Annotated in this window: 23 protein-coding genes; 9 read left to right on the forward strand and 14 right to left on the reverse strand. The window is 52.0% G+C overall.

Going from position 1 to position 26,877, the window contains the following annotated elements:
* Positions 1-47: 47 nt before the first annotated feature.
* From treC to nrdG, 3 genes are all read left to right on the forward strand, one after another.
* Positions 48-1,703: an alpha,alpha-phosphotrehalase gene (treC, locus tag WES_RS02565; protein ID WP_000183358.1), complete on the forward strand. Its 1,656-nt coding sequence runs from the start codon at positions 48-50 to the stop codon at positions 1,701-1,703.
* Positions 1,704-2,096: 393 nt separating this feature from the next.
* Positions 2,097-4,235: an anaerobic ribonucleoside-triphosphate reductase gene (gene nrdD / locus WES_RS02560; RefSeq protein ID WP_000187803.1), complete on the forward strand. Its 2,139-nt coding sequence runs from the start codon at positions 2,097-2,099 to the stop codon at positions 4,233-4,235.
* Between the two features lie 120 nt (positions 4,236-4,355).
* The gene (gene nrdG, locus WES_RS02555) at positions 4,356-4,820 is read left to right on the forward strand and encodes an anaerobic ribonucleoside-triphosphate reductase-activating protein (RefSeq protein WP_001009182.1); all 465 of its coding nucleotides are present in this window, start codon (positions 4,356-4,358) and stop codon (positions 4,818-4,820) included.
* On the opposite strand, the gene WES_RS02550 is transcribed toward nrdG, so the two are convergent.
* The 4 genes from WES_RS02550 to pmbA form a co-directional block, all read right to left on the reverse strand.
* A complete protein-coding gene (locus WES_RS02550; RefSeq protein ID WP_016159996.1) occupies positions 4,821-5,111 on the reverse strand; it encodes a type II toxin-antitoxin system RelE family toxin in 291 nt (96 codons plus the stop codon).
* A complete protein-coding gene (locus WES_RS02545; RefSeq protein WP_000212715.1) occupies positions 5,101-5,343 on the reverse strand; it encodes a type II toxin-antitoxin system RelB/DinJ family antitoxin in 243 nt (80 codons plus the stop codon). The genes WES_RS02550 and WES_RS02545 overlap by 11 nt, the downstream gene beginning before the upstream one ends.
* Positions 5,344-5,534: 191 nt before the next feature.
* A complete protein-coding gene (cybC, locus tag WES_RS02540; protein WP_001232262.1) occupies positions 5,535-5,921 on the reverse strand; it encodes a cytochrome b562 in 387 nt (128 codons plus the stop codon).
* A gap of 54 nt (positions 5,922-5,975) precedes the next feature.
* Complete coding sequence (gene pmbA, locus WES_RS02535; protein WP_001162191.1) at positions 5,976-7,328, reverse strand: metalloprotease PmbA; 1,353 nt, start codon at positions 7,326-7,328, stop codon at positions 5,976-5,978.
* A gap of 93 nt (positions 7,329-7,421) precedes the next feature.
* Between pmbA and yjgA the strand changes: the two genes are divergently transcribed.
* On the forward strand, positions 7,422-7,973 hold the full coding sequence (yjgA, locus tag WES_RS02530) for a ribosome biogenesis factor YjgA (RefSeq protein ID WP_000166265.1): 552 nt from the start codon (positions 7,422-7,424) through the stop codon (positions 7,971-7,973).
* A gap of 85 nt (positions 7,974-8,058) precedes the next feature.
* Here the strand turns inward: yjgA and mpl are convergent, their stop codons facing one another.
* Positions 8,059-9,432, reverse strand: a complete 1,374-nt coding sequence (gene mpl / locus WES_RS02525; RefSeq protein ID WP_001219776.1) for a UDP-N-acetylmuramate:L-alanyl-gamma-D-glutamyl-meso-diaminopimelate ligase — start codon at positions 9,430-9,432, stop codon at positions 8,059-8,061.
* A gap of 175 nt (positions 9,433-9,607) precedes the next feature.
* Here mpl and fbp point away from each other — a divergent pair, with 175 nt between their 5' ends.
* Entirely contained in the window at positions 9,608-10,606 is a 999-nt protein-coding gene (gene fbp / locus WES_RS02520; RefSeq protein ID WP_000853756.1) for a class 1 fructose-bisphosphatase, read from the forward strand.
* Positions 10,607-10,764: 158 nt separating this feature from the next.
* Here fbp and yjfF read toward each other — a convergent pair whose 3' ends face one another.
* From yjfF to ytfQ, 4 genes are all read right to left on the reverse strand, one after another.
* On the reverse strand, positions 10,765-11,760 hold the full coding sequence (yjfF, locus tag WES_RS02515) for a galactofuranose ABC transporter, permease protein YjfF (protein ID WP_016159995.1): 996 nt from the start codon (positions 11,758-11,760) through the stop codon (positions 10,765-10,767).
* Positions 11,747-12,769: a galactofuranose ABC transporter, ATP-binding protein YtfT gene (ytfT, locus tag WES_RS02510; protein WP_016159994.1), complete on the reverse strand. Its 1,023-nt coding sequence runs from the start codon at positions 12,767-12,769 to the stop codon at positions 11,747-11,749. Before ytfT ends, yjfF begins: the two co-directional genes overlap by 14 nt.
* Positions 12,770-12,782: 13 nt before the next feature.
* On the reverse strand, positions 12,783-14,285 hold the full coding sequence (ytfR, locus tag WES_RS02505; protein ID WP_000205783.1) for a galactofuranose ABC transporter, ATP-binding protein YtfR: 1,503 nt from the start codon (positions 14,283-14,285) through the stop codon (positions 12,783-12,785).
* Between the two features lie 212 nt (positions 14,286-14,497).
* A complete protein-coding gene (gene ytfQ / locus WES_RS02500) occupies positions 14,498-15,454 on the reverse strand; it encodes a galactofuranose ABC transporter substrate-binding protein YtfQ (RefSeq protein ID WP_000265933.1) in 957 nt (318 codons plus the stop codon).
* Positions 15,455-15,762: 308 nt separating this feature from the next.
* On the opposite strand from ytfQ, the gene ppa reads away from it, so the two are divergent.
* Positions 15,763-16,293, forward strand: a complete 531-nt coding sequence (gene ppa, locus WES_RS02495) for an inorganic diphosphatase (protein ID WP_000055074.1) — start codon at positions 15,763-15,765, stop codon at positions 16,291-16,293.
* A gap of 375 nt (positions 16,294-16,668) precedes the next feature.
* On the opposite strand, the gene WES_RS02490 is transcribed toward ppa, so the two are convergent.
* Genes WES_RS02490 through tamA form a run of 3 tightly spaced genes read right to left on the reverse strand, consistent with a single transcriptional unit; the run spans position 16,669 to position 22,525 of the window.
* On the reverse strand, positions 16,669-17,013 hold the full coding sequence (locus tag WES_RS02490) for a gamma-glutamylcyclotransferase family protein (protein WP_001219162.1): 345 nt from the start codon (positions 17,011-17,013) through the stop codon (positions 16,669-16,671).
* Between the two features lie 2 nt (positions 17,014-17,015).
* On the reverse strand, positions 17,016-20,795 hold the full coding sequence (gene tamB, locus WES_RS02485; protein ID WP_016159991.1) for an autotransporter assembly complex protein TamB: 3,780 nt from the start codon (positions 20,793-20,795) through the stop codon (positions 17,016-17,018).
* Complete coding sequence (gene tamA, locus WES_RS02480; protein WP_001269289.1) at positions 20,792-22,525, reverse strand: autotransporter assembly complex protein TamA; 1,734 nt, start codon at positions 22,523-22,525, stop codon at positions 20,792-20,794. The genes tamB and tamA overlap by 4 nt, the downstream gene beginning before the upstream one ends.
* Positions 22,526-22,730: 205 nt before the next feature.
* Between tamA and msrA the strand changes: the two genes are divergently transcribed.
* Together msrA and WES_RS02470 are read left to right on the forward strand one after the other, a co-directional pair.
* On the forward strand, positions 22,731-23,369 hold the full coding sequence (gene msrA, locus WES_RS02475) for a peptide-methionine (S)-S-oxide reductase MsrA (RefSeq protein ID WP_016159990.1): 639 nt from the start codon (positions 22,731-22,733) through the stop codon (positions 23,367-23,369).
* Between the two features lie 187 nt (positions 23,370-23,556).
* Positions 23,557-24,900, forward strand: coding sequence for a polyamine export protein PaeA (locus WES_RS02470; protein WP_000935031.1), 1,344 nt, complete (start codon positions 23,557-23,559; stop codon positions 24,898-24,900).
* 59 nt (positions 24,901-24,959) lie between these two features.
* Here WES_RS02470 and WES_RS02465 read toward each other — a convergent pair whose 3' ends face one another.
* The gene (locus WES_RS02465) at positions 24,960-25,166 is read right to left on the reverse strand and encodes a DUF1107 domain-containing protein (protein ID WP_000689228.1); all 207 of its coding nucleotides are present in this window, start codon (positions 25,164-25,166) and stop codon (positions 24,960-24,962) included.
* A gap of 324 nt (positions 25,167-25,490) precedes the next feature.
* Between WES_RS02465 and WES_RS02460 the strand changes: the two genes are divergently transcribed.
* Entirely contained in the window at positions 25,491-26,048 is a 558-nt protein-coding gene (locus WES_RS02460; protein WP_000175264.1) for a YtfJ family protein, read from the forward strand.
* Here WES_RS02460 and cysQ read toward each other — a convergent pair.
* On the reverse strand, positions 26,038-26,778 hold the full coding sequence (cysQ, locus tag WES_RS02455; protein ID WP_016159989.1) for a 3'(2'),5'-bisphosphate nucleotidase CysQ: 741 nt from the start codon (positions 26,776-26,778) through the stop codon (positions 26,038-26,040). The two genes, WES_RS02460 and cysQ, sit on opposite strands and share 11 nt — an antisense overlap.
* Positions 26,779-26,877: the final 99 nt, after the last annotated feature.

The following is a 26,877-nucleotide window of genomic DNA, read 5'->3' on the forward strand; positions in this document are numbered from 1 at the left end:
TTCTTCGGGGCGCACTTGCGCCCCCTCGCATTTGCAGGAATGACGTAATGACTAATCTTCCCCACTGGTGGCAAAACGGCGTTATCTACCAGATTTATCCAAAGAGTTTTCAGGACACCACGGGCAGCGGCACCGGCGATCTGCGAGGAGTCACTCTGCGCCTCGACTACCTACAAAAACTGGGCGTCGATGCTATCTGGTTGACACCTTTTTATGTCTCCCCACAGGTCGATAACGGTTACGACGTAGCGAACTATACGGCGATTGATCCCACCTACGGTACGCTGGACGATTTTGACGAACTGGTGGCGCAGGCGAAATCGCGCGGTATTCGCATTATCCTTGATATGGTGTTTAACCATACTTCTACCCAACACGCCTGGTTTCGCGAGGCACTGAACAAAGAAAGTCCTTACCGTCAGTTTTATATCTGGCGTGATGGCGAACCAGGAATACCACCGAATAACTGGCGTTCTAAATTCGGCGGCAATGCCTGGCGCTGGCACGCAGAAAGCGAACAGTATTATTTGCATCTGTTTGCACCAGAACAGGCCGATCTCAACTGGGAAAACCCAGCAGTACGCGCAGAACTGAAAAAAGTCTGTGAGTTTTGGGCCGATCGCGGGGTAGACGGGCTGCGCCTGGATGTGGTGAATCTGATTTCCAAAGACCAGAACTTCCCCAACGATCTGGATGGCGACGGGCGTCGCTTCTACACCGACGGGCCACGAGCACACGAATTTTTGCACGAAATGAACCGCGATGTCTTTACGCCACGCGGATTAATGACTGTGGGTGAAATGTCCTCCACCAGCCTTGAACATTGCCAGCGATACGCGGCACTGACAGGCAGTGAATTGTCGATGACCTTTAATTTTCATCACCTGAAGGTCGATTACCCCGGCGGTGAAAAATGGACGCTGGCTAAACCTGACTTTGTGGCGTTAAAAACATTGTTCCGCCACTGGCAACAGGGAATGCACAACGTTGCGTGGAATGCTTTGTTCTGGTGTAACCACGATCAGCCGCGCATTGTTTCTCGCTTTGGCGATGAAGGTGACTACCGTGAGCCTGCGGCAAAAATGCTGGCGATGGTACTGCATGGTATGCAGGGAACACCGTATATCTACCAGGGTGAGGAGATTGGCATGACTAATCCGCATTTCACGCGCATTACCGATTACCGCGACGTGGAGAGCCTCAATATGTTTGCCGAGCTGCGCAACGATGGGCGTGACGCCGAAGAGCTATTGGCAATCCTCGCCAGTAAATCCCGCGATAACAGCCGCACGCCAATGCAATGGAGCAACGGCGATAACGCAGGGTTTACTACCGGCGAGCCGTGGATTGGTCTGAGTGATAACTATCGCGAAATCAACGTAGAAGCTGCGCTGGCCGATGAATCCTCAGTGTTTTACACCTACCAGAAGTTAATCACGCTGCGTAAACAAGAACCCATTCTGACATGGGGCAATTACCAGGATCTCCTGCCAAACAGCCCTGTATTGTGGTGCTATCGCCGTGAATGGCTGGGGCAAACTTTATTGGTGATAGCCAACCTTAGCCGTGACGTGCAGCCCTGGCAACCAACGCAAATCAGCGGCGACTGGCAACTATTAATGCATAACTATGAAGAAGCCGCCTCTCAACCGGGAGCCATGACATTGCGACCTTTTGAGGCTGTCTGGTGGTTGCAGAGGTAATTCTTCTCCAGGCCCCGGTAAAGCGAGTATTTCCGGGGCCTTACCTGTCAGAGCGTTGTTTTTGTTGGTTTTTTGAACAGAAAATTATTAAAAAATTTACATATCGCTGTAGCGCCCGTCATCCGTACACTCTGCTTTTTACTTTGAGCTAAATCAAAAAAACCTCAAACATCCTTAATGCAAAGCACTATATATAGACTTTAAAATGCCTCTCAACCCAATATGTTGTATCCGTCGACTATACTTGCACCAAGACACACGCCAACAAAGCCGACAAAATTGTGGATAAAGCGGATTGGGATTGCCGTAACTCCCCGTAAAAAGAGCTAAATAAAGCGGGGCGCACTTCCCAACTTTCTGTGTATAACCTGTTCTTAAAAATATGGAGCGATCATGACACCGCATGTGATGAAACGAGACGGCTGCAAAGTGCCGTTTAAATCAGAGCGCATCAAAGAAGCCATTCTGCGTGCAGCTAAAGCAGCGGAAGTCGATGATGCAGATTATTGTGCCACTGTTGCCGCCGTCGTCAGCGAGCAAATGCAAGGCCGCAACCAGGTCGATATCAACGAAATTCAGACCGCAGTTGAAAACCAGCTGATGTCAGGCCCGTACAAACAACTGGCTCGTGCTTACATTGAGTACCGTCACGATCGCGACATCGAACGTGAAAAACGCGGTCGCCTGAACCAGGAGATCCGTGGTCTGGTCGAGCAAACCAACTCTTCGTTGCTCAATGAAAACGCCAACAAAGACAGCAAAGTAATTCCAACCCAACGCGACCTGCTGGCTGGTATTGTTGCTAAACACTATGCGCGTCAGCACCTGTTGCCGCGTGACGTGGTGCAGGCGCATGAGCGTGGCGATATTCACTACCACGACCTCGATTACTCGCCGTTCTTCCCGATGTTCAACTGCATGTTGATCGACCTGAAAGGTATGCTGACCCAGGGCTTTAAGATGGGGAACGCCGAGATCGAACCACCGAAGTCGATCTCCACTGCCACCGCAGTAACTGCGCAGATTATCGCCCAGGTTGCCAGCCATATTTATGGCGGCACCACCATTAACCGTATCGACGAAGTTCTGGCTCCGTTTGTCACCGCCAGCTACAACAAGCACCGTAAAACGGCGGAAGAGTGGAGCATCCCGGACGCCGAAGGCTACGCCAACTCTCGTACCATCAAAGAGTGCTACGACGCGTTCCAGTCGCTGGAGTACGAAGTAAATACCCTGCACACCGCCAACGGTCAGACACCGTTTGTAACCTTTGGCTTTGGTCTGGGCACCAGCTGGGAGTCGCGCCTGATTCAGGAATCCATCCTGCGTAACCGTATCGCAGGCCTCGGTAAAAACCGTAAAACTGCGGTGTTCCCGAAACTGGTGTTTGCTATTCGCGATGGCCTGAACCATAAAAAAGGCGATCCGAACTACGACATCAAACAGCTGGCGCTGGAGTGCGCAAGCAAGCGCATGTATCCAGATATCCTGAACTACGATCAGGTAGTAAAAGTAACCGGTTCGTTTAAAACCCCGATGGGCTGCCGCAGCTTCCTCGGCGTGTGGGAAAATGAAAACGGCGAGCAGATCCACGATGGCCGCAACAACCTCGGCGTGATCAGCCTGAACCTGCCACGTATTGCGCTGGAAGCGAAAGGCGATGAAGCCACCTTCTGGAAGTTGCTGGATGAACGTCTGGTGCTGGCACGTAAGGCGCTGATGACCCGTATCGCTCGTCTCGAGGGCGTGAAAGCGCGCGTGGCTCCAATCCTTTATATGGAAGGTGCCTGCGGTGTACGCCTGAATGCCGACGATGATGTTTCTGAAATCTTCAAAAACGGTCGTGCGTCTATTTCGCTGGGTTACATCGGTATCCACGAAACCATTAACGCGCTGTTCGGCGGCGAGCATGTTTATGACAACGAGCAGCTTCGCGCGAAAGGTATTGCGATTGTTGAACGTCTGCGTCAGGCGGTTGATCAGTGGAAAGAAGAGACTGGCTACGGTTTCAGCCTTTACAGCACGCCAAGTGAAAACCTGTGCGACCGCTTCTGCCGTCTCGATACCGCTGAGTTTGGCGTGGTGCCGGGCGTGACCGATAAAGGTTACTACACCAACAGTTTCCACCTTGATGTGGAGAAAAAGGTGAACCCGTACGACAAGATCGACTTTGAAGCACCTTACCCGCCGCTGGCTAACGGTGGTTTCATTTGCTACGGCGAGTATCCAAACATTCAGCACAACCTGAAGGCGCTGGAAGATGTCTGGGATTACAGCTATCAGCATGTACCGTATTACGGCACCAATACGCCGATCGATGAATGCTATGAATGTGGCTTTACCGGTGAGTTTGAGTGCACCAGCAAAGGCTTCACCTGCCCGAAATGTGGTAACCATGACACCTCCCGTGTGTCGGTAACTCGCCGCGTGTGCGGATATTTAGGTAGCCCGGATGCGCGTCCGTTTAACGCCGGTAAGCAGGAAGAAGTTAAGCGCCGCGTTAAACATTTGGGTAATGGGCAGATCGGTTGATCTTCACTCTGCGCTAAGCAAATGCCGGATGTGATGTGAAAGCGTCGCATCCGGCGTTGATTGCCGGAGCGGCGTAAACGCCTTATCCGGCCTACACGCGGACTGATAAGCCAGGCGAAAATGAACTTTCATCAGTACTATCCTGTCGACATCGTCAACGGCCCCGGCACTCGCTGCACCCTGTTTGTCTCCGGGTGCGTCCATGAATGCCCGGGCTGCTATAACAAAAGCACCTGGCGGGTAAATTCCGGTCAGCCATTTACCAAAGCAATGGAAGACCAGATAATCAACGATCTGAACGATACCCGCATCAAACGCCAGGGCATTTCCCTCTCCGGCGGCGACCCGCTGCATCCGCAAAACGTGCCGGATATTCTGAAACTGGTACAACGCATCCGCGCCGAGTGTCCGGGTAAAGATATCTGGGTGTGGACAGGCTATAAACTCGACGAACTCAATGCTGCGCAAATGCAGGTTGTTGATCTGATTAACGTGCTGGTCGACGGCAAATTTGTGCAGGATTTAAAAGACCCTTCCCTGATCTGGCGCGGCAGCAGCAATCAGGTGGTGCATCATTTGCGTTAATCACTCATCCAGCCGTTTAGTCGCGTCTTCATAAACGGCTGAGTTCTCTCTCTTACCAATAGCTATCACCAACACGAGCAACTCTTTATCGTTAACCTGATAAACCAAGCGATATCCCAGTGTGTGCAGCTTAATTTTGTAGCAGTCCGGTAAATCCCGCAGTTTAGCCGATGGATTGCGCGGTCTTTTCAGCACATCCTCAAGCTTTTTTTTAAATTGTTCCCGGACTGTCACGCTCAGTTTTTGCCACTCTTTCAGCGCCCGCAGATCAAAAGCCAGCTCATAGTTCATCCAGTCGGACCTTAATGGCCTCTTGTGGGTTGGCCAGTCGTTCCCTGACAGTGCGTAACAAGGCTTCTTCACTATCACTGACAGTGAGCGTTTTTACCGGCATTCGTCCATTTTCCGCAACGTATTGAAACAGCAGCCGCACTGCTTCAGTAGGCGTGATATTTAATTTTTCCAGCACCGCATAAGCCTCATTTTTCAGTTTGTCATCCAGGCGGACGTTAAGTGTGGCCATTATGCCTCCGGTAATTATGAAAAGTGTAATGCATTATAGCATTACATATGCATTACATTCATTTCTGGAAAACGCCTCGCAAAAATGAGGACGACACGCAGGAATATGCCGTGGTGAAGATAGATATTGCGGTGATTTTACGAAGGGAGAAGAAAGCGTTGGGCGGTAACGTTTCACCGCCCAATAAGGAGTTAACGATACTTCTGGTGATAGGCGTTGCGGGTCGTTTTCAGTTGCTCTGCGGCGGCCTGTGCTTCTTTGACTTTACCTTCATTAGCCAGCTTCAGCGCGTCGTCAATCTGACCGACCAGAATGTCAAAACCGTGGCGGAAGTCTTTCATTTCCGGGCTGTCTGGTGATTTACCTTCCAGCTTCGGCGGCGTCGCTTTTTGCGCATCCAGCGCCGCAGCGCGCATTTTGGTTAACGCGTCTTTGACTTGTGCCGCGTTATCCGCCTTTTCGACCACTTTTAAATTGTCATTGAGGGTTTCCATATTGTCTTCCAGCTCAGCGGCAAACGACACCGAACTGAATACCAATGAGGAGACTGCAAGAATAGCTAACAGGCTTTTACGCATTGCTCACTTCCTTTTTTATTATGAAGATTCGGCGCGGCAGGTCGCGCCAGCTTTTTACTGCCCGGCGATTTTCATCTCCGGCAACAGTACAGAACCACACTGTATATTGCTGCGTGTTTCAATATCGTTACCGACGGTGACAATATTGCGCCACATATCTTTTAAATTACCTGCGATAGTGATTTCACTAACCGGATATTGAATTTCGCCATTCTCGACCCAGAAGCCCGCTGCACCACGGGAATAATCACCGGTAATTGCACTCACGCCCTGGCCCATCAGTTCCGTCACTACCAGGCCGGTGCCCATTTCTTTGAGCATCTGCTCAAAGCTGAGTCCTTGCCCGGCAATACGCCAGTTGTGAATACCACCTGCGTGTCCGGTGCTTTTCAGCCCCAGTTTACGCGCGGAATAGCTGGTCAGCAGCCACTGGGTCAGGATGCCATCTTTAATAATATCGCGACGCTCGGTGCGCACCCCTTCACTGTCGAATGGCGTAGAGGCCAGCCCTTTCAGCAGATGCGGATGTTCTTCAATGGTCAGCCAGTCCGGCAGAATTTGTTTACCCAGCGAGTCGAGCAGGAAGGTGGATTTACGGTAGACAGCACCACCCGCAATTGCACCAACCAAATGACCAAACAATCCGGTTGCGACTTCATTGGCAAAAATCACCGGCGCTTTCATGGTGGAGAGTTTACGCGGTGACAGGCGCGATAAAGTGCGGCGAGCGCAGTCTGCCCCAACCCACTCTGGCGTTTGCAGATCGCTCATCGCGCGGCCAATGGTGTAGGCGTAATCACGTTCCATATCGCCATTTTCTTCGGCAATCACGCAACTGGAGAGTGAATGACGCGTTGAGCAGTATCCCTGCAACATACCGTGGCTGTTGCCGAAAACTTTTACACCGTAGTGGCTGTTAAAGCTGCCACCTTCGGTATTGGTGATGCGTTTGTCCGCCTGCAATGCCGCCTGTTCAGCACGAGCCGCCAGTTCAATAGCTTCATCCGGGGAAACTTCTGCAGGATGGAATAAATCGAGATCCGGCGCGTCAAAGGCCAGCAGTTCTTTATCTGCCACACCTGCGTAAGGGTCTGGCGAGGTATAACGAGCAATATCCAGCGCCGCCTGTACGGTGCGGGCAATAGCCTGCGGGCTTAAATCGGTGGATGATGCGCTACCTTTGCGGTTCTGGTGATAAACGGTGATCCCCAGCGCGCCATCGCTATTGAATTCGACATTCTCCACTTCACCATAGCGCGTGCTTACGCTAATGCCGGTGGTCTTGCTGACGGCAACTTCCGCACCGTCCGATTTGCCTGAGGCCAACTCCAGCGCAGTCGAAACTGCTTCTTCCAGAATCTTGCGCTGCGCTTCAACTTGAGAGATTACTTTCATTGCAAGTGCCATAATGTAGAGAGTTTCTCTGAAGTCTAACAGAGAACCGTTTTTCAGTGCGCATCTTAACTGGTAACATTAGCCTCTTTTTTTAAGGAGCCTGACATGACTAAGCAGCCCGAAGACTGGCTCGACGACGTTCCCGGTGATGATATCGAAGACGAAGACGATGAAATTATCTGGGTCAGTAAAAGTGAAATTAAACGCGATGCCGAGGAGTTAAAACGCCTGGGCGCGGAAATTGTTGATCTGGGGAAAAACGCGCTGGATAAGATCCCGTTAGATGCGGATCTGCGTGCGGCTATCGAGTTAGCCCAGCGTATTAAGATGGAAGGTCGCCGCCGCCAGTTGCAGCTCATCGGTAAGATGCTGCGCCAGCGCGACGTAGAGCCTATCCGTCAGGCGCTGGATAAGCTGAAAAACCGCCACAACCAGCAGGTGGTGCTGTTCCATAAACTGGAAAACCTGCGCGATCGTTTGATCGATCACGGTGATGATGCCATCGCTGACGTATTGAACTTGTGGCCTGATGCCGATCGCCAGCAACTGCGTACTCTGATCCGCAACGCGAAGAAAGAGAAAGAAGGGAATAAGCCGCCGAAATCCGCGCGACAGATTTTCCAGTATCTGCGCGAGCTGGCAGAGAACGAAGGGTAAGTTGTGTTGTTGATGTGAGTATGGTTTGCCGGATGCGGCGTAAACGCTTTATCCGGCAATGCTACTCCAGGCTGAAGCTTCAGAATTACTGCGCAGCTTCCGCCTTCTTCGCCAGACCATCCAGCAGTTTCTGATGAATACCACCAAAACCGCCGTTGCTCATCACCAGAATATGGTCGCCAGGCTGGGCGGTTTTCACCACCATATCTGCCAACGCATCGACATCACCACTCCAGTGCGCAGGCTGAATACAGGCTTCTGCCACTTCAGCTACCTGCCACGGAATATGCGCCGGTTGCAGCAGAAAGACTTCATCGGCACGGCCTAACGACGGTGCCAGATCGTCTTTGCAGACGCCCATCTTCATGGTGTTTGAGCGCGGTTCCAGCACGGCAATAATACGCGCCGTACCACCGACTTTACCGCGCAGCGCCGCCAGCGTTGCCAGAATCGCCGTCGGGTGATGGGCAAAATCGTCATACACCGTCACGCCATTCGCTTCACCGCGCAACTCCAGACGACGACGCGCGTTGATAAACGACCCCAGCGCATTAGCAGCATCTGCCGGCGCAACACCAACATGACGAGCCGCAGCAATCGCCATCAGACCGTTGTGCATGTTATGTTCGCCAACCAGCGACCATTTCACTTCGCCCACTTTTTCGCCGTCCAGCAATACTTCCCATTCGGAAGCATCGGTGGTCAGCTTTTTCGCCTGCCAGCGTCCCTGCTCGCCTACCTGTTCCTGATCACTCCAGCAACCCATCGCCATGGTCTGTTTCAGGTTGATGTCGTTTTCCGGCCAGATAATACGACCCTGCCCAGGAACAATACGCACCAGATGGTGGAATTGTTTCTGGATCGCTTTCAGGTCATCAAAGATATCGGCGTGATCGAACTCAAGATTGTTGAGGATCAGCGTGCGCGGGCAGTAATGGACAAATTTGGAGCGTTTGTCGAAGAAGGCGCAGTCATACTCGTCCGCTTCGATAACAAAGAAGTCGCTTTCGCCCAGACGCGCCGAAACATCAAAGTTTCCAGGCACACCGCCAATAACAAAACCCGGTTTATAGCCACACTGTTCCAGAATCCAGGTCGCCATTCCCGCCGTGGTGGTTTTGCCGTGTGTACCGGCAACGGCCAGCACCCAGCGGTCGCGCAGCACAAAATCGTGCAGCCACTGCGGCCCCGACATATACGGAATGTTTTTTTCCAGTACCGCTTCCACACACGGATTTCCACGGGTCATGGCATTACCAATAATCACCAGATCCGGCTGCGGATCGAGTTGGCTGGCATCGTAACCCTGAATCAGCTCAATGCCTTGCTTCTCAAGTAAGGTGCTCATCGGCGGATACACATTAGCGTCCGAACCCGTTACTTCATGGCCCAACTGGCGCGCCAGAATCGCCAGACCACCCATAAACGTGCCACAAATTCCTAAAATATGAATGCGCATACGTCATTATCCTTTTTTAATCTACCGCTCATTTTACGCATATGTCGGGCAAGTGAGAAACGCATTTCAGGATAATCCGTAATTTGCTGGCGCGATTCACCTGAGCGCAACATTCAGATTATTTGTTAAGATTGTTGCGGTCGCTTTACTCCATAAACATTGCAGGGAAAGTTTTATGAAAACGTTAGGTGAATTTATTGTCGAAAAGCAGCACGAGTTTTCTCATGCTACCGGTGAGCTCACTGCTTTGCTGTCGGCAATAAAACTGGGCGCCAAGATTATCCATCGCGATATCAACAAAGCAGGACTGGTTGATATCCTGGGTGCCAGCGGTGCTGAGAACGTGCAGGGCGAGGTTCAACAGAAACTCGACCTGTTCGCTAATGAAAAACTGAAAGCCGCATTGAAAGCGCGCGATATCGTTGCGGGCATTGCATCTGAAGAAGAAGATGAGATTGTCGTCTTTGAAGGCTGTGAACACGCAAAATACGTTGTGCTGATGGACCCACTGGATGGCTCGTCCAACATCGATGTTAACGTCTCTGTCGGTACGATTTTCTCCATCTACCGCCGCGTTACACCTGTCGGTACGCCGGTAACGGAAGAAGATTTCCTCCAGCCTGGCAACAAACAGGTTGCCGCAGGTTACGTGGTATACGGCTCCTCTACCATGCTGGTTTACACCACAGGATGCGGTGTTCACGCCTTTACCTATGATCCTTCACTCGGCGTTTTCTGCCTGTGCCAGGAACGGATGCGCTTCCCGGAGAAAGGCTCAACCTACTCCATCAACGAAGGAAACTACATTAAGTTCCCTAATGGGGTGAAGAAATACATTAAATTCTGCCAGGAAGAAGATAAATCCACCAACCGCCCGTATACCTCGCGTTATATCGGTTCACTGGTTGCGGATTTCCACCGTAACCTGCTGAAAGGTGGAATTTATCTCTACCCAAGCACCGCCAGCCACCCAGACGGTAAGCTGCGTTTGCTGTATGAATGCAACCCGATGGCATTCCTGGCGGAACAAGCAGGCGGTAAAGCGAGCGATGGCAAAGAGCGTATTCTGGATATCATCCCGGAAACCCTGCACCAGCGCCGTTCGTTCTTCGTCGGCAATAACCATATGGTTGAAGATGTCGAACGCTTTATCCGTGAGTTCCCGGACGCGTAAAGCTGATAACAAATGAAAAATAGCCTGATGCGCTACGCTTATCAGGCCTACAGAATGTATTGTAACATTTTGAATTTGCAGACTTTTGTAGGCCGGATAAGGCGTTTACGCCGCATCCGACAACATCATCTGGCGCCTCTCCTGACGGAGAGGCGTTTTTATCTTTGCGCTATATTCACCCGCGTCACTGGCGAACTCTGACGATTCTCCCACAGCACCGTTAACCCACGCTGTAAGGCAATAAAAATAAACAACAAAATTCCGATGGCGATTTTCGTCCACCATGAACTCAGCGTACCGTCAAAGTTTATGTAAGTCTGAATGAGTCCCTGAATCGCCACGCCAAACAGCGTTCCTAATACTGTCCCAACGCCGCCGCTTAAAAGTGTACCGCCAATCACCACGGAGGCGATAGCGTCCAGTTCCACACCAACGCCTGCCAGCGCGTATCCGGCCTGGGTGTAAATAGAGAAGACAATCCCCGCCAGTGTCGCCAGTCCGGTGGAAAGCATATAAATGCGAATCGTGGTGCTGCGGGTGGAAATCCCCATCAGATTCGCTGATGTAGCGTTGCCACCAATGGCATACACCTGATTACCAAAGCGGGTGCGATGTGCGAGAAAAATACCGATAACCACGACCGCCAGCATCAGCAGCCCCATCGCGCTTAAGCGACCGCCGCCGGGAATTTTCCACGCAAGGCCAGAGAGTGTGTCATAAATGGGATGGTTAATCGGGATCGATTCTTCCGAAACGAGGTAGCTGACGCCACGCAAAAAAAACATTCCCGCCAGGGTAATGATGAATGCCGGGATCTTCAGCGCGTCGATCAAAAGCCCCATAAATGCGCCGAATGCACAGCCCATCGCCAGTACCAGTGGGAAGGCCAAGAGTGGTGAAATCCCAAAGTCGCCAATCACCTTTGCCAGAAACACGCCGGTAAAAGCGATCACCGAACCGACGGAGAGATCGATACCGCCAGAGAGGATCACAAAGGTCATACCGACGGCGATGATCCCCAAAAAGGCGTTATCGGTCAGGATATTGCAGATCACTCGCGTAGAAGCAAAACCGGGAAACTGCGTCAGGCAGTAGAGATAGCCCAACACAAAAACGCCGATGGTGATCATCAGTGGCAAATTACGTTTTATCACGGCTACGCACTCCTTTAATCAGACTGATAAAGCGTTGCGACTGAACAATCAGCACGCAAAGCACCACCACCGCTTTCACCACCTGGTTCATCTCTGGCGGAAAGCCCGAAAGTAAAATCCCGGTGTTCATTCCCTGAATGATCAGCGCCCCCACTACCGAAAGCAGCAGGTTAAAACGCCCGCCCATCAGCGATCCACCGCCGATCACAACCGCGAGAATGGCGTCCAGTTCCAGCCATAATCCGGCGTTATTGGCGTCCGCACCGCGAATATCCGCAGCCACGATAATGCCCGCAATTGCCGCACACAGCCCACTCAACACGTAGGTGAGCATGACGATGATCCGAGTGTTCACTCCGGCATTTTTTGCCGCCCGAATGTTGATACCAACGGCTTCAATAAACATCCCCAGCGCCGTTTTACGAGTCAACAGCCAGAACAGGAGCAGCGTCAGCACGGCGATAATGACTGGCGTTGGCAGGAACAGCAGCGATCCACTGCCGAACCACGAGAGATCTGGTGAGTTGAAAGTGACGATCTGCCCGGAGGTGATCAGTTGCGCCACGCCGCGCCCGGCAACCATCAGGATCAGAGTGGCGACAAACGGCTGAATTTTGAGGATTGCCACCAGAATGCCATTCCACAATCCTGCCAGAATGCCGGTGCCCAGGGCGCTTAACAAAACAATCGGCAGGCTGAATCCCGCGACCGTCATCGCGGCAGTTGTAGCTCCGGCGATAGCCATCACCGCGCCTACGGAGAGATCAATCCCACCAGTGGCGATCACCAGCGTCATGCCAATCGCCAGTAACGCAACGGGAGCCGCACGGTTAAGAATGTCGATAGGGCTACCGAACAAACGCCCATCCTGAAGCACCACCTGCCAGAAATGTGGGGCGACCAGACTATCGACCAGCAGCACCAGCAATAGCGCCGCCAGTTGCGGCATTCCCGTCGGCCAGCGAAAACGCCTTTTCGACGACGCGGTGTCAGGGAGAGATTGAGGCATCACACTGTTCTCCTTACGCCGCAATGGCGTTCATGATCGCCGGAACGGAGAGTTCTGCCAGCGGGATTTCCGCCACCTGTTTGCGATCGCGCATGATGATCACCCGATCGGCATAGCCCACCAGCTCTTCCAGTTCAGAAGAAATTACCAATAAAGCCAGGCCGTCTGCGCACAGCGTTTCAATCAGGCGGATGATCTCGGCGTGGGCGCCCACGTCAATACCGCGCGTTGGCTCGTCGAGGATCAGAAATTGCGGACGAGTCAGCAGCCAGCGTGAGAGCAACACTTTTTGCTGATTGCCACCAGAGAGGAACTCTATTGGCTGTTCGGAGGAAGGGGTGCGAATGCCTAACTGGCGGATAAAACGTTCGGCAATCTCTTGCTGTTCTTTGCGAGAGATCGGTCGTAGCCAGCCGCGCTGGGCTTGTAAGGCAAGGATGATATTTTCGCGCACCGAGGCGGCGGCGATGATGCCATCGGTTTTTCTGTCTTCCGGGCAAAAACCAATGCCCAGTACCGAAGCCTGATGTGGCGATCGTAGCGTTTGTGGTTGGCCTTTGATCAGCGCAGTGCCGCTGTCGGCGGGTTTGATTCCGAAGATAACTTCAGCGGTTTCGGTACGACCCGATCCCAGCAAGCCTGCCAGTCCGACGATCTCGCCCGGGCGCACTTCGAGATCAAACGGCGCGATCGTTCCTTTCTTGCCGTAATTTTTAAACGCAGCAACGGGTTTGTCGCTAAGTAATGTCCGTCCGGCACGTTGTAGCGCGTGGGTATCGAGTTCGCGCCCAAGCATCATTTTGACCAGTTCGATCTGCGGTAGCTCGCGGGTTTCCCGACAGCCAACGAAGCTGCCGTTGCGTAAGACAGTGATCCGATCGCTGACCTGATAAACCTGATCGAGAAAGTGCGTAACGAAGATCAAGCTGACGCCGCGATCGCGCAACTGGCGCATCAGGCCAAACAGCAACTCTACTTCCTGAGTATCGAGACTGGCGGTGGGTTCATCGAGGATCAGCACTTTGGCGGAGAGATCGATGGCCCGGCAAATGGCAACGATTTGCTGCATCGCCACCGAAAAGCGGTTGAGTGGTTCACGCACGTCGAGGGAAAAGCCATAAGATGCCATCAGTTCGGTAGCGCGCTTTTCCATCTCTTTACGGCGTAGCAGGCCGAAACGTTTAGGTTCGCGGCCGATAAAAAGGTTGTCGGCTACCGACATGTTGGGTAACAGGTTGACTTCCTGATAGACGGTGCCGATGCCTAGCTGTTGTGCGTGGGCGGTGTTTTTTGGTGAGATAGTCTGACCGTCCAACCAGATAGTACCGCGATCGGCGTGGTAGACACCGGTAAGTGCTTTGATCAGCGTCGATTTACCGGCTCCGTTTTCACCGAGCAGCGCCATAATTTCACCGCGCCGTAGACTGAAGTCGACGTTGTCTAACGCTTTGACTCCGGGGAAAAATTTACTTAATCCTTCGGTACGGAGGATTTCCTGGTGTTGGTCGGTCGTCATGGTTTCCCCCTTAGCCACGCTCTAAAAGTCTGGGAATAGATCGTGCCTGATGTTAAGAGCTGCGCCGTTTGTCCCCCTCTCCCTAACCCTCTCCCCGAAGGGGCGAGGGGACAGATTGTGCACGATGTTAAGTCCGGTGCTGTACAACCGCCGGATGCGGCATAAACTCCTTATCCGGCGGCCCACAAGTCGGCATCAGGTATTGATGTCCCTCAATACCCCATATTTTTCTTCTTCTCTAACTCTTCTTTTGCGGTATCAGGCAGGTAAAGGGTGGACTTGGTCAACGTCAGCTTTTCAGGCATGGTGCCGTCTTTTTTGTATTTCTCCAGCGCGTCGAAGGCCGGGCCGGCCATGTTTGGCGTCAGTTCAACGCTGGCATTCGCTTCGCCATCAATCATTGCTTTGTAGATGTCCGGCACGCCGTCAATGGAACCCGTGAGGATATCTTTGCCTGGCTTCAGACCCGCTTCTTTAATTGCCTGAATTGCGCCAATCACCATGTCGTCGTTATGGGCGTAAACCATGCAGATGTTTTTGCCGTTGTTTTCCGCTTTGATAAAGCTCTCCATAACTTCTTTGCCTTTACTGCGGGTGAAATCACCGGACTGCGAGCGGATGATTTTGATATTTGGCGCATTCTTAATGGCTTCGGCAAAACCTTTTTTACGGTCGATGGCAACGCTTGCCCCAACGGTGCCCTGCAACTCCACCACGTTACATGGTTTGCCATTCACTTCTTTTACCAGCCAGTCACCAATCAGCTTACCTTCAAGAATGTTGTCAGCGGTGACAGTGGTCATATAGAGAGATTTGTCTTTCACATCAATGGAACGGTCGAGCAAAAAGACCGGAATTTCGGCATCTTTCGCCTCTTTTAATACCGGTTCCCAACCCGTCGCCACCACTGGAGCGATAAAGATCGCATCTACCCCTTGTGCAACGAAGGAACGTACCGCTTTAATCTGGTTTTCCTGCTTTTGCTGACCATCGGCAATTTTTAGCGTGATACCACGTTTTTCGGCCTCACTTTTCGCCACGTTGGTTTCTGCGGCGCGCCAGCCGGATTCTGATCCGACCTGCGAAAATCCTACGGTTAATGGAGCGGCCAACGCCATAGACGACATGGCTGCCGAGACTGCAGAGACTACAAGTAAGCGTTTCCACATAGGGTTGTCCTCGTCGGGATAGTTATTATTGGTGAAAAGATGTTCGCGAAAAAACTATAGACAATTCGTTATGTAACGGATTGCGTTACATCACACTTCAAAAAAGTAAATAAAACGTTAATCACAAGTTTGTAATCGCTTTCATATCACTATGAAAAATGCGGCTACGGTTATGGATGTTCCTGCTCCACGAGCCGTCTTAAAACTGGCGAAAAAGGAATATGAGGACGAAAACAAGCGAAGACATTCGGCGCGAGTTGGCTATAATACTCGGCACTTGTTTGCCACATATTTTAAAGGAAACAGACATGAGCTTACTCAACGTCCCTGCGGGTAAAGATCTGCCGGAAGACATCTACGTTGTTATTGAGATCCCGGCTAACGCAGATCCGATCAAATACGAAATCGACAAAGAGAGCGGCGCACTGTTCGTTGACCGCTTCATGTCCACCGCGATGTTCTATCCGTGCAACTACGGTTACATCAACCACACCCTGTCTCTGGACGGTGACCCGGTTGACGTACTGGTTCCGACTCCGTACCCGCTGCAGCCGGGTTCTGTGATCCGTTGCCGTCCGGTTGGCGTTCTGAAAATGACCGACGAAGCCGGTGAAGATGCGAAACTGGTTGCTGTTCCGCACAGCAAGCTGAGCAAAGAATACGATCACATCAAAGACGTTAACGATCTGCCGGAACTGCTGAAGGCTCAGATCGCTCACTTCTTCGAGCACTACAAAGACCTCGAAAAAGGCAAGTGGGTTAAAGTTGACGGCTGGGATAACGCCGAAGCCGCTAAAGCTGAAATCGTTGCTTCCTTCGAGCGCGCAAAGAATAAATAAGTTCTTCTAGCGCAATAACCCTGAACGCCGGGCTTCGGTTAGTAAGGGTTTTTTTATGCCCGCAATATATAAACTATCTATTCCACTATCATTATTCTCAGCAGTTGAAAGGCTTGAACGGTAAGAACAAGCTAAACTCGACCACCATTTTGCTGTTCATAGCCACTTGCTGGAAGTTAGCCGACCTCACTCATACTCACCGTTCAAAGCGTGCCCCGGTTTTACCCCTGCGCATTTGTAAACGCCAGCAGAGTTTTTTATGCGTTAACAGATATGGAAAGCGGCTCGGAGAGAAAATCAAAAGGTGGGGGAATTACAAAAAAGAATGCGAGATACCTCGAAAAAACAACGCCACCCGAAGGTGGCGTGTTTATATTATGACTTATCCCTGTCTAACCAGTCGCCGCTTTCAATCAGCGTTAATCCATCGACGGGTCGTTGATAAACGTACATCCATGCACTCCCGTACGGCGTCTGAATCAACTGGCGCGCGTATTCACCGCCCCTGGTGCGCAAGGCATCAAGTTCGGCCAGCGTGGCGTTGTCAATACGATAAACTTCACCGTGTACCGTTCCGTTTCCCGGAACTGCGCCTGGATAGTGGCCCAGGCTATACAACTGGTAGTTATCGATACTGAAATCGCCCAGCAACTGGGCATTGGTCATCCAGTGGCTGTTGCCTTGTTTGTGACGTAAACTGCCGTAGACAAATATTCGCATCGCTAAAACTCGAACTGATAGAGCAAATCCAGTGCCTGATCTACACCAGACACGGCTTCCAGATATAGCTTTGGCATCAGGCGATAACGTAACGTGAGTGTTGCGATAGAGTCAAATATCCCCACGCCGTATTTCACTTGTAGACCTGGTAATACATAGCCGCTGACCACCACCTGGGAGGAGTCGCCTACTCCCTCGGTGTCGAGAGCTAAATTACTTACGCCAAATGTCTCGCCGATTTTACCCACAATCTGACCACTTTGTGCAACCCCCAGACCAATCAGCATCGAGGTCATCGCCGCGCTGTCGCTCTGATCGCTCTCCAGCCCTTGTCCACGCAACAAGTAAGACAACGCAGCCTGTTGCGACATCGCCGGGTCAGAGAAAATCTCCGCTTTCGGTTCATCCGCCAGTCCAGTGACGCGAACACCGGCGATTACGTCATCTTCTGTAGCATCCGGGTTACGAATTGCTTCGATATTAAGATACGGTTGATCCGGTGGACCAGAGAACAGCAACTCGCCTTTGCGAACGATCAGATCCTGACCATAGGCATGGAAGCGCCCTTCCGGTATGTTGATCTGTCCGTTCAGCCCCAGCCCCTGTTTGTCCTGTACGACATTGAGATCGCCCGTCAGCCGCGCTTTCAGACCAAAGGCATCAATGCGCACGTTGTTGCCGACGTGGACAATCAGGTTGCTGTTAATCGGAATCGACGCAGTTTTCGCCTCCTCCGGTTGCAGATTATCGTTGAGCATCACGACATCGCTGGAGACGCCCACCGCACTTTCTGGCAAATCATGCACCACAATGCGCGCCCACGGTACGTCAACGCGACCATCAAGGGTAAACAGGCTTGGTGTGGCTTCGAATACGACATCTGGCGACACATCCATGCGCACCATCGGCGGTACGGTGATCCGCACCTTACTGCCTTTTGCCGTTACCCGCGCGCGCCAGTTTTCAATCTGACTCCAGTCTGCATCCCCGTTCAGGTAAATGTCACCTTGCTGGGTTCGCACGGTGCCCGCAAGCGTCGAGCGCATACCGTTAAAGTTGACCGCAAGCTGGCTCGGCTGCATATCAAACGGCATAAAGTTGCCATCGATATCCACACCCGTAACCTGGAGCTGACCAAAAAGCTGCGGGCTTTGTACATCACCGCCCAGACGTAAATTAGCACTCACCATCCCCGCCGCTTTTTCCCCACGGGTAAAGATGGGGTTTACCATCGCGAGGTTAAAATTGCGAATATTCACGTTGCCACCAAGATTGCGGCGGCCTTGCGGATCGGTCACCTGCACCTGTCCATCGAACTGACCATTATTAGTCAGGCGGATGGTCCAGCCCAGTTCGGCGCGGTTGTTACGCAACTCCGCCGTCAGATTCAGCGTCTGAAACGCCACCGGCAGCGCCGCATCGTTGACGGTTTGCGTCACCTGCACGTTACGCCCGGAAAGGGTGATGCTGCCCTGTGGCAGCCCCTCTTTGGTGGTGTCCCAGGCTACGTCTGCTTTACCTGTAAAGATACCGCTTGCCTGAGTCGTTTCCGGCATAAACGGTTTCAGCATGGCCAGGTCGAAACGGTTGAGATTCACCACCGCACGCCCTTCAGCCCCGGCATCAATGGTTTGCGGCACGCACAGTTCCGCGTTCGGGTTAAGCCAGCAGTGCGGCCCGATGCTGATTTTTTGCTCCTGATTGCGGTAATCCAGAGCTATATCGCGGGTCAGCGCCCACGGCCCGACTGGCGTCTGGAAGCGGGTATTACTCAGCGTTCCCTTCCAGCGTTCTTCTTTACGATCAAAGCTACCCGCCAGATTGAGCTGTCCGGAAACCGGCTCGCCCTGAATCCGCAGTTGTAGCTCGTGCTGCTTTTCACTGCCTTTCGCATTCAGGGTAACGAGGTTGATATTCACATCCGGCTGCGAAATTTGCTCAACGCGCACGTCGAGTTTACCCGCAATCTGATCGGTGGATTTTATATCGCCTTCCACGCGAACCTGCGCCACGGAGAGTTCCTGCCAGCGCAGGCTGCGCGCGGTGATATCCGCCAGCAACTGCGGTGCGTCCACCGTACCTCGAACCTTCACCAACCCTTTCGCTGTACCGCCCAGCCCTGGCAGCGCGTTATCCAGACCTGGCGCGTTGATCGTGGCATCAAGATTGAGATCTTTTACTCCCAGTTCGCCTTTCACTTCGGCACTGTTTGATCCCAGTTCCAGATGCAGACCAGGGATCATCCACTGCATATAACTGTTGCCTTTCAGCGTACCTTCAACGTTCACTTTGTTCTGTTTAACGTTACCGGTCAGCTTCAGCTCCGGCACGTCCATCTGCCAGGTGCCGCCGTACAGGCTGCCGCGCGTTTTGATCAAACCATTGAGTTTCGACGGCCAGTCCGGGAACTCTTTCACGGTGTTAATGCCGTTAAGCGTTAACTCACCACGCCAGCTAATTGCCTGCTGCCAGTCGAGCAACGCTTTCAACTCAGTTTTCCCTTCCAGCGCCGCGACGGTGAGTTTGTCGAGATTCACCTGCTGTTCATTACCTTTCGCGTCGAGGGTAATGGTGGCTGGCGGGATCTCCTGTCCCTTCACTGCCGTGCGCATAGAGAGCGTGTAATCGGTCATTTTGCCGGTGAGTTTCAGTTTCAGATCGTCCGCCTGATACTGCTTCTCGCCGGTAAACGGCCAGTAAAGCTGTTTGCTGTTCACTTCGACGTTAAGCGGCAGTCCAGCCTCCGCCAGCCGCGTCTGGGCACGCAGATCCATATCAACCGGACCGGAAAGGTTAACGCCAATCTCCAGTTGTTCGCGCAGCGCACCGCCTACTTTCAGCTTCACTTTTTCACCCTTCAACGGCTCCACGTTCAGTGTGCTGTTGAGGGTGATATCCACCGGCCAGTTACCGGACAGCTGCGCCGTACCGCTGGCGTTAACGATCCCCTGGTTGGAATCAATATCCAGCGCGTCCAGTTTGGTATTGCCGTCGATACTGCTCACTTTCAGCAGCATGGTGCGCACGGTGATGTCCGTGTCGCCCGTCACGCGCAATTGCTCGCCCTTAAACTCTTCAATGTTCAGATTGAGCGGCAGATGCACGTCGGTCATTTCCGGCAATACCGGGCGAGAAAAGAGATCTTTGAGCGTTTCGCCGAGCGGTTTTTCATCCGGCTGCGGATTTTCAATCTTCGGTTCGACCACTTCTTCCTGCGCCACTTCCGCCACTTTCGGCAGGGCAATCAGCAGGCCTTTCAGCGATGTCGGTTTCAGGGTCAGGGTTTTCTCCTGCCAGTTCAGACCGGAGGTGAAGTCCATCACCGACACCGTAGTATCATCAATTTTGATATTGACGTTATCCAGCGCCACCCGCGTCAGGGTAATGGGATACGGCGTGGAGAGATCCAGCGGGCCGTTGTCTTCCTCTTCTTCAACCTGCTCTGAAGGGGGCATTTTTTTGCTGTCGATGTTGACCTGAATATCCTTCAGTGCCAAATCGTTAATGCAAACACTGCTGTTCCACAGGCACTCCAGCCCGACTGCCAGATGCAGATTAGCCGCTTTAACCGCCACACCTGGCTGCTCATAACGAACGTCAGACAGAGTAAGGTCGCGCCAGCCGCCAGTCACCTTACCGATGTCCAGCCCAGGCACCCAGCGATCTGCCGCTTTAAATACCAGATGCAAACCACTGGTAGTGCCCACCAGAAATGCCACCGCCCCCAGCAATAATAAGAGGACGACAACCACGCCGAGGCTGATTTTTTTCCATAAACTCATAATTCTGGCCCCAGACCGATGTAAAACTGTAACCCGTGCTCGTCTTTGTCAGCGACCGGAACGGCGAAATCGAGCTTGATCGGCCCGACTGGTGATTCCCAGCGCACACCAACCCCGGTGCCGGTTTTAAAGTCACTGCGGCGAATATCGCTTACCGCTTCGCCGCTATCAACAAACACCGCCCCCCACCATTTTCCGGTCACGTTGTACTGGTACTCCAGCGATCCGGTTATCAGTTTTGATGCCCCTTTCAGGTCACCATTGGCGTATTTCGGGGCGATAGATTTGTATTTATAGCCACGAATGCTACGGTCGCCCCCGGCAAAGAAACGTAGATCAGGCGGCACTTTGTCGAAGTCACCCGTTTCAATCCAGCCCAGCGTGCCGCGCGTGACAAAACGATGGCGATCGTAGAGTGTGCGTATCCAGACGTTTTGCGCCTGAAACACTGAGAAATCAACGTCCGAGCCCCAGGCCGTATTTGAGTAGTCGATTGAGTAGCGTTGCGAGTCGCCCCAGGTCGGCATCAGGCCGCCGCGTGAACGCGTGCGGCTAATCATCACACCCGGATAAAACAGCATCGTAGTGTTGGTAATTTCACCCTGGGTAAAGTGGTCAAGACTCCAGCGTAAGTTAATGGCGCGCTGCCAGCCGCTGGAGAGATCCCAATAACGGGAAGCCACCAGAGTTGTAGAATCGGATTCAGTATCGTTTAGATCGGTGCGCTTAAAACCGCCCTGTACCAGATAATATTGTTCCAGCGGGTTCTTAAGCAGCGGCATTTTATAGCTAAAATCGAGGGTTTGTTCCGGTGCAGAGATACTTGTGCTGGTGGTCAGGCTGTGACCGTAAGAGTTCATCCACGGCTTTTTCCACGTGGCTTTGACACGTGGACCTACGTCCGTGGAGTACCCGACCCCGGTTTCAATCGTGTTTTCCGTGCGCGGCGAAACGACGCCGGTAAGTGGCAATACTTTTGTTTCTCGCGCTTTATCAAACTGCGGTGCAACCACCACCGAGTTAAACCAACCAGTGGCGGAGAGACGGCGGTTTAGCTCTGCCAGGTCTTTTGACTCGTATTCATCACCTTCTTTAAACGGAACAAGGTTTTGCAGATACTCATCGCGGATCTGTGAGCCTTCAAAGGTCACATGCCCAAAGCGGTAGCGTTCGCCACTGTTGTAATCAATATCCCAGTAGGCTTTATGCAAGCCAAGTGCAATACCCAACTGGGCTTTGGTAAATTCACTATCGAAATAGCCTTTGCGCAACGCGATGCTGGTTAAGGACTTTTTGAAATTTTCGTAGTCGCCCTGATTCAGCACCGTGCCTATAGCCGGGCGAGTATCGAGCAACTTCAAATAGTCTTTATCAGTCCGTGCACCACCGCGTAACACAACATCGGTGCCGCCAATCAAAACGGGCACGCCGGGCGTGACTTTGGCGATCAAAACCTGTCGCCCTTTCTTTGGCGGTGGGCGAAGATCAAATTCAATGGTCGGCTGGTAATAGCCCAGCGCCTTCAGGCCTTCGCGGATGGCATCATCGACACGCGCGCGAAATCGCCGGTCTGGCGTCACTTCATCACTTTCAATCGTAGAAAGCTGTGCACGAACATTTTTTTCCAGCTGCCCTGATAACCCTTCGACCTGTAGACGGACGTTCGCGGCGATAGCAGAACCACCAAAACAGAGTAAGCTTACACAACATAACTGTCGGATATAGCGCACATTTTCTCCTGAATATCCTTTGTTCCTGCCCCTGGAACCCCGTTAAACGGCTTAACAAAAAACCAGCAATATGGATTTAAAAGCAGACTAAATCCAAAATATTTCTTATGTTTTACTTTATACACATTCACGAGAGTTATTGTGTGCAAATACGTCTCTTGTTACAACCTAAACCCCAAAGACCGATTTTCGGGAGAGCGATACCATGAGTTTATTTGATAAAAAGCATCTGGTTTCCCCCGCCGATGCCCTTCCTGGACGTAATACCCCGATGCCCGTAGCCACGCTGAATGCAGTCAATGGTCACTCAATGACAAATGTGCCTGACGGAATGGAAATCGCCATTTTTGCTATGGGCTGTTTCTGGGGCGTGGAACGCCTTTTCTGGCAACTTCCCGGTGTTTACAGCACCGCCGCAGGTTATACCGGCGGTTACACGCCAAACCCGACTTATCGGGAAGTGTGTTCTGGTGATACCGGCCACGCCGAAGCGGTACGCGTGGTTTACGATCCGTCAGTGATCAGCTACGAACAACTGTTACAAGTATTTTGGGAGAATCACGATCCCGCACAAGGAATGCGTCAGGGCAATGACCATGGCACGCAGTATCGTTCCGCGATTTATCCGCTAACACCAGAACAGGATGCTGCCGCCCGCGCCAGTCTGGAACGTTTTCAGGCCGCGATGCTTGCCGCCGATGACGATCGTCAAATAACCACCGAGATCGCCAACGCGACACCGTTTTATTATGCCGAAGATGACCACCAGCAATATCTGCATAAAAACCCGTATGGTTATTGCGGAATTGGTGGGATCGGCGTTTGCCTGCCGCCTGAAGCGTAGCAATAAAAGGCAGAACTAAAGCGAAATGAAGCAAAAATTTAACCCTCTGGCGACTTTACAGTACCTTACGCTATACTAGCCACTGAAAATGTCGGTTCACTCTCTTCGAACCGGCTTTCAATGTGTATTTCGCACAAATTAATCAACTTCCCCTTCCGAGGATCTGACCTGAACGGTCGGATAAGATATGTTAAACAGTATTTTAGTCATACTCTGCTTGATCGCTGTGAGTGCGTTCTTCTCGATATCCGAGATCTCGCTTGCCGCCTCACGCAAAATCAAACTTAAACTGCTGGCTGATGAAGGCAATATAAACGCCCAGCGCGTTCTGGATATGCAGGAAAATCCCGGCATGTTCTTTACCGTGGTGCAAATTGGTCTGAACGCGGTGGCAATACTCGGCGGTATCGTCGGTGATGCGGCGTTCTCTCCGGCTTTTAATAGCCTGTTCTCCCGCTATATATCGGCGGAACTCTCTGAGCAACTGAGCTTTATTCTCTCTTTCTCGTTAGTGACTGGCATGTTTATTCTGTTTGCGGATTTAACCCCGAAACGCATCGGTATGATTGCGCCAGAAGCTGTGGCTTTGCGTATCATCAACCCGATGCGCTTCTGCCTGTTCGTCTGCACCCCTCTGGTGTGGTTTTTCAACGGCCTGGCGAACATGATCTTCCGTATCTTTAAATTGCCAATGGTACGTAAAGATGACATCACATCTGATGACATCTACGCAGTAGTGGAGGCCGGTGCACTGGCTGGTGTATTGCGTAAACAGGAACACGAACTGATCGAAAACGTGTTTGAACTGGAATCCCGTACCGTGCCGTCTTCCATGACGCCGCGTGAAAACGTGATTTGGTTCGATCTCCATGAAGATGAGCAAAGCCTGAAGAATAAAGTGGCGGAGCATCCGCACTCGAAATTCCTCGTCTGTAATGAAGATATCGATCACATTATCGGTTATGTCGATTCAAAAGATCTGCTGAACCGCGTGCTGGCCAATCAAAGCCTGGCACTGAACAGCGGCGTGCAAATTCGCAACACGCTGATCGTGCCTGATACGCTGACCCTCTCTGAGGCGCTGGAAAGTTTTAAGGCTGCGGGTGAAGACTTTGCGGTAATCATGAACGAGTACGCACTGGTGGTGGGAATCATCACCCTCAACGACGTGATGACCACGTTGATGGGCGATCTGGTTGGTCAGGGACTGGAAGAACAGATTGTAGCGCGTGATGAGAACTCATGGCTAATCGATGGCGGTACGCCGATTGACGACGTGATGCGCGTGCTGGATATCGACGAGTTCCCGCAGTCGGGCAACTACGAAACCATCGGCGGCTTTATGATGTTTATGTTGCGTAAGATCCCGAAACGCACTGATTCGGTGAAGTTCTCCGGTTACAAATTTGAAGTGGTGGACATTGATAACTACCGCATCGACCAGCTACTGGTTACGCGAATCGACAGTAAAGCCACCGCCCTTTCGCCAAAACTGCCTGACGCCAAAGATAAAGAAGAAAGCGTCGCATAACCCCAGAAACATCAACGGCTCCTGAATCAGGAGCCGTCTTATTACTGCATAGCACTTGGTTAAGCCATCTCTGTTTGCAGACGCATAACCTGACGGTTAACTTCGGACATCACTGACAAATGCAGTTTATCCTTCACTTTTGGGATAAGAATCTTACCCTTATCAAATTCAAAAGCGCCAACGTCCTTGATGTATAACCGTCCACGGAACAGGATCTTCACGTACTTCGCCACCTGAAGTGGGTTGTACCGTTGGAAAATTTTCATTGTTGTCTCCTGCTGAGTATTACGCCTTTGCGGTGCCACAATCGGCCCAACTATTATGAGGCGCAAATTTTAATGCCTAATGACTATAGACTATCGGGGTAATGTTTCCAGCGTGTATAAATTTTTTTACTCTACTGTTACAATTATTCAGAATTATCTTTTCGCCTAACCACAATCTTCAGTATAAACATTCATTTTTCATATGATTTGTGCGCTTGTCCGCAAACTGGCACCGCACTTGCGGGAAATTCGATAAATAGCACATATGATTAAAAGCCAGACCCAAGTGGTCGGATCACCTGCATACGATAAGAAGGAAACACTATGACCCTACGCAAGATCCTCGCGCTGACTTGCTTGCTACTGCCGATGATGGCCTCCGCGCATAAATTCGAAACTGGTCAGCGCGTACCGCCGATTGGTATTACCGATCGTGGCGAGTTGGTGTTTGATAAAGATCAGTTTAGCTACAAAACCTGGAACAGTGCGCAGTTAGCGGGAAAAGTGCGAGTACTGCAACATATTGCCGGTCGCACCTCCGCAAAAGAGAAAAATGCGACGCTGATTGAAGCAATTAAATCGGCGAAATTGCCGCACGATCGCTACCAGACGACCACCATTGTCAACACCGACGACGCTATCCCTGGTTCCGGTATGTTTGTACGCAGCAGCCTGGAGAGCAATAAAAAGCTCTATCCGTGGTCGCAGTTTATTGTCGACAGCAATGGCGTCGCGCGCGGAGCCTGGCAACTGGATGAAGAGAGTTCCGCCATTGCCGTGCTGGATAAAGACGGTCGCGTGCAATGGGCGAAGGACGGGGCGTTAACCCAGCAAGAAGTGCAGCAAGTCATGGACTTGCTGCATAAATTGCTTAATAAATAGAAACCCGGAATCCAGGATTCAGGAAGGATTCGCGCGGAGTATAATCCAGCGGTTTGCCCTGCCAGTCGTGAACGTGTGCTCCGGCAGCTACAGCCACGGCATGGCCGGCAGCGGTATCCCAAATATTCGTCGGCCCGAAACGCGGGTAGAGCTGCGCCTGACCTTCCGCCACCAGGCAGAATTTCAATGAAGAGCCGATGGATGTCGTCTGGTGTTCACCAAGCTGTTGCAGATACTCTTTCAGCTCAGCATCCGCATGGGAACGGCTGATGACGACCAGCGGCGGACGGGCGTCGCGTACCTGAATCTGCTTGCACACGCCGCACTCTTCTTTCCAGGCTTTGCCTTCCGCCGCGCTGTACATTACGTTCATTACCGGCGCATACACCACACCTAAGATCGGTTTACCTTTGTCGATCAGCGCAATGTTAACGGTAAATTCACCATTTCGTTTAATAAACTCTTTGGTGCCGTCCAGCGGATCTACCAGCCAGTAACGTTGCCAGTGCTGGCGGACTTCCCAACCGGGAGGATCTTCTTCGGAAAGAACGGGAATATCCGGCGTCAGGGTACGTAAACCGTCCATGATTACGGTGTGCGCGGCAATGTCCGCCGCCGTCACCGGTGAGTTATCCGCTTTGCTGACGACGTCCATCGGTTTCGTCCCGTCGTAGACCTGCATAATGGCATCGCCCGCATTCCGTGCGAGTTGACATACTTGTTCTAACATTCTCCACCTCTTTTGTTTCAGTGGTGTTAACTTGTTGTTTTACTTATACCCTATCGTTACAGAATCCGCCAACTGTGATGGCGTCATCGTTTCCTGATT

Origin of the sequence: Escherichia sp. KTE31, assembly GCF_000407925.1 — a bacterium.
Taxonomy (GTDB): Bacteria; Pseudomonadota; Gammaproteobacteria; order Enterobacterales; family Enterobacteriaceae; genus Escherichia; species Escherichia ruysiae.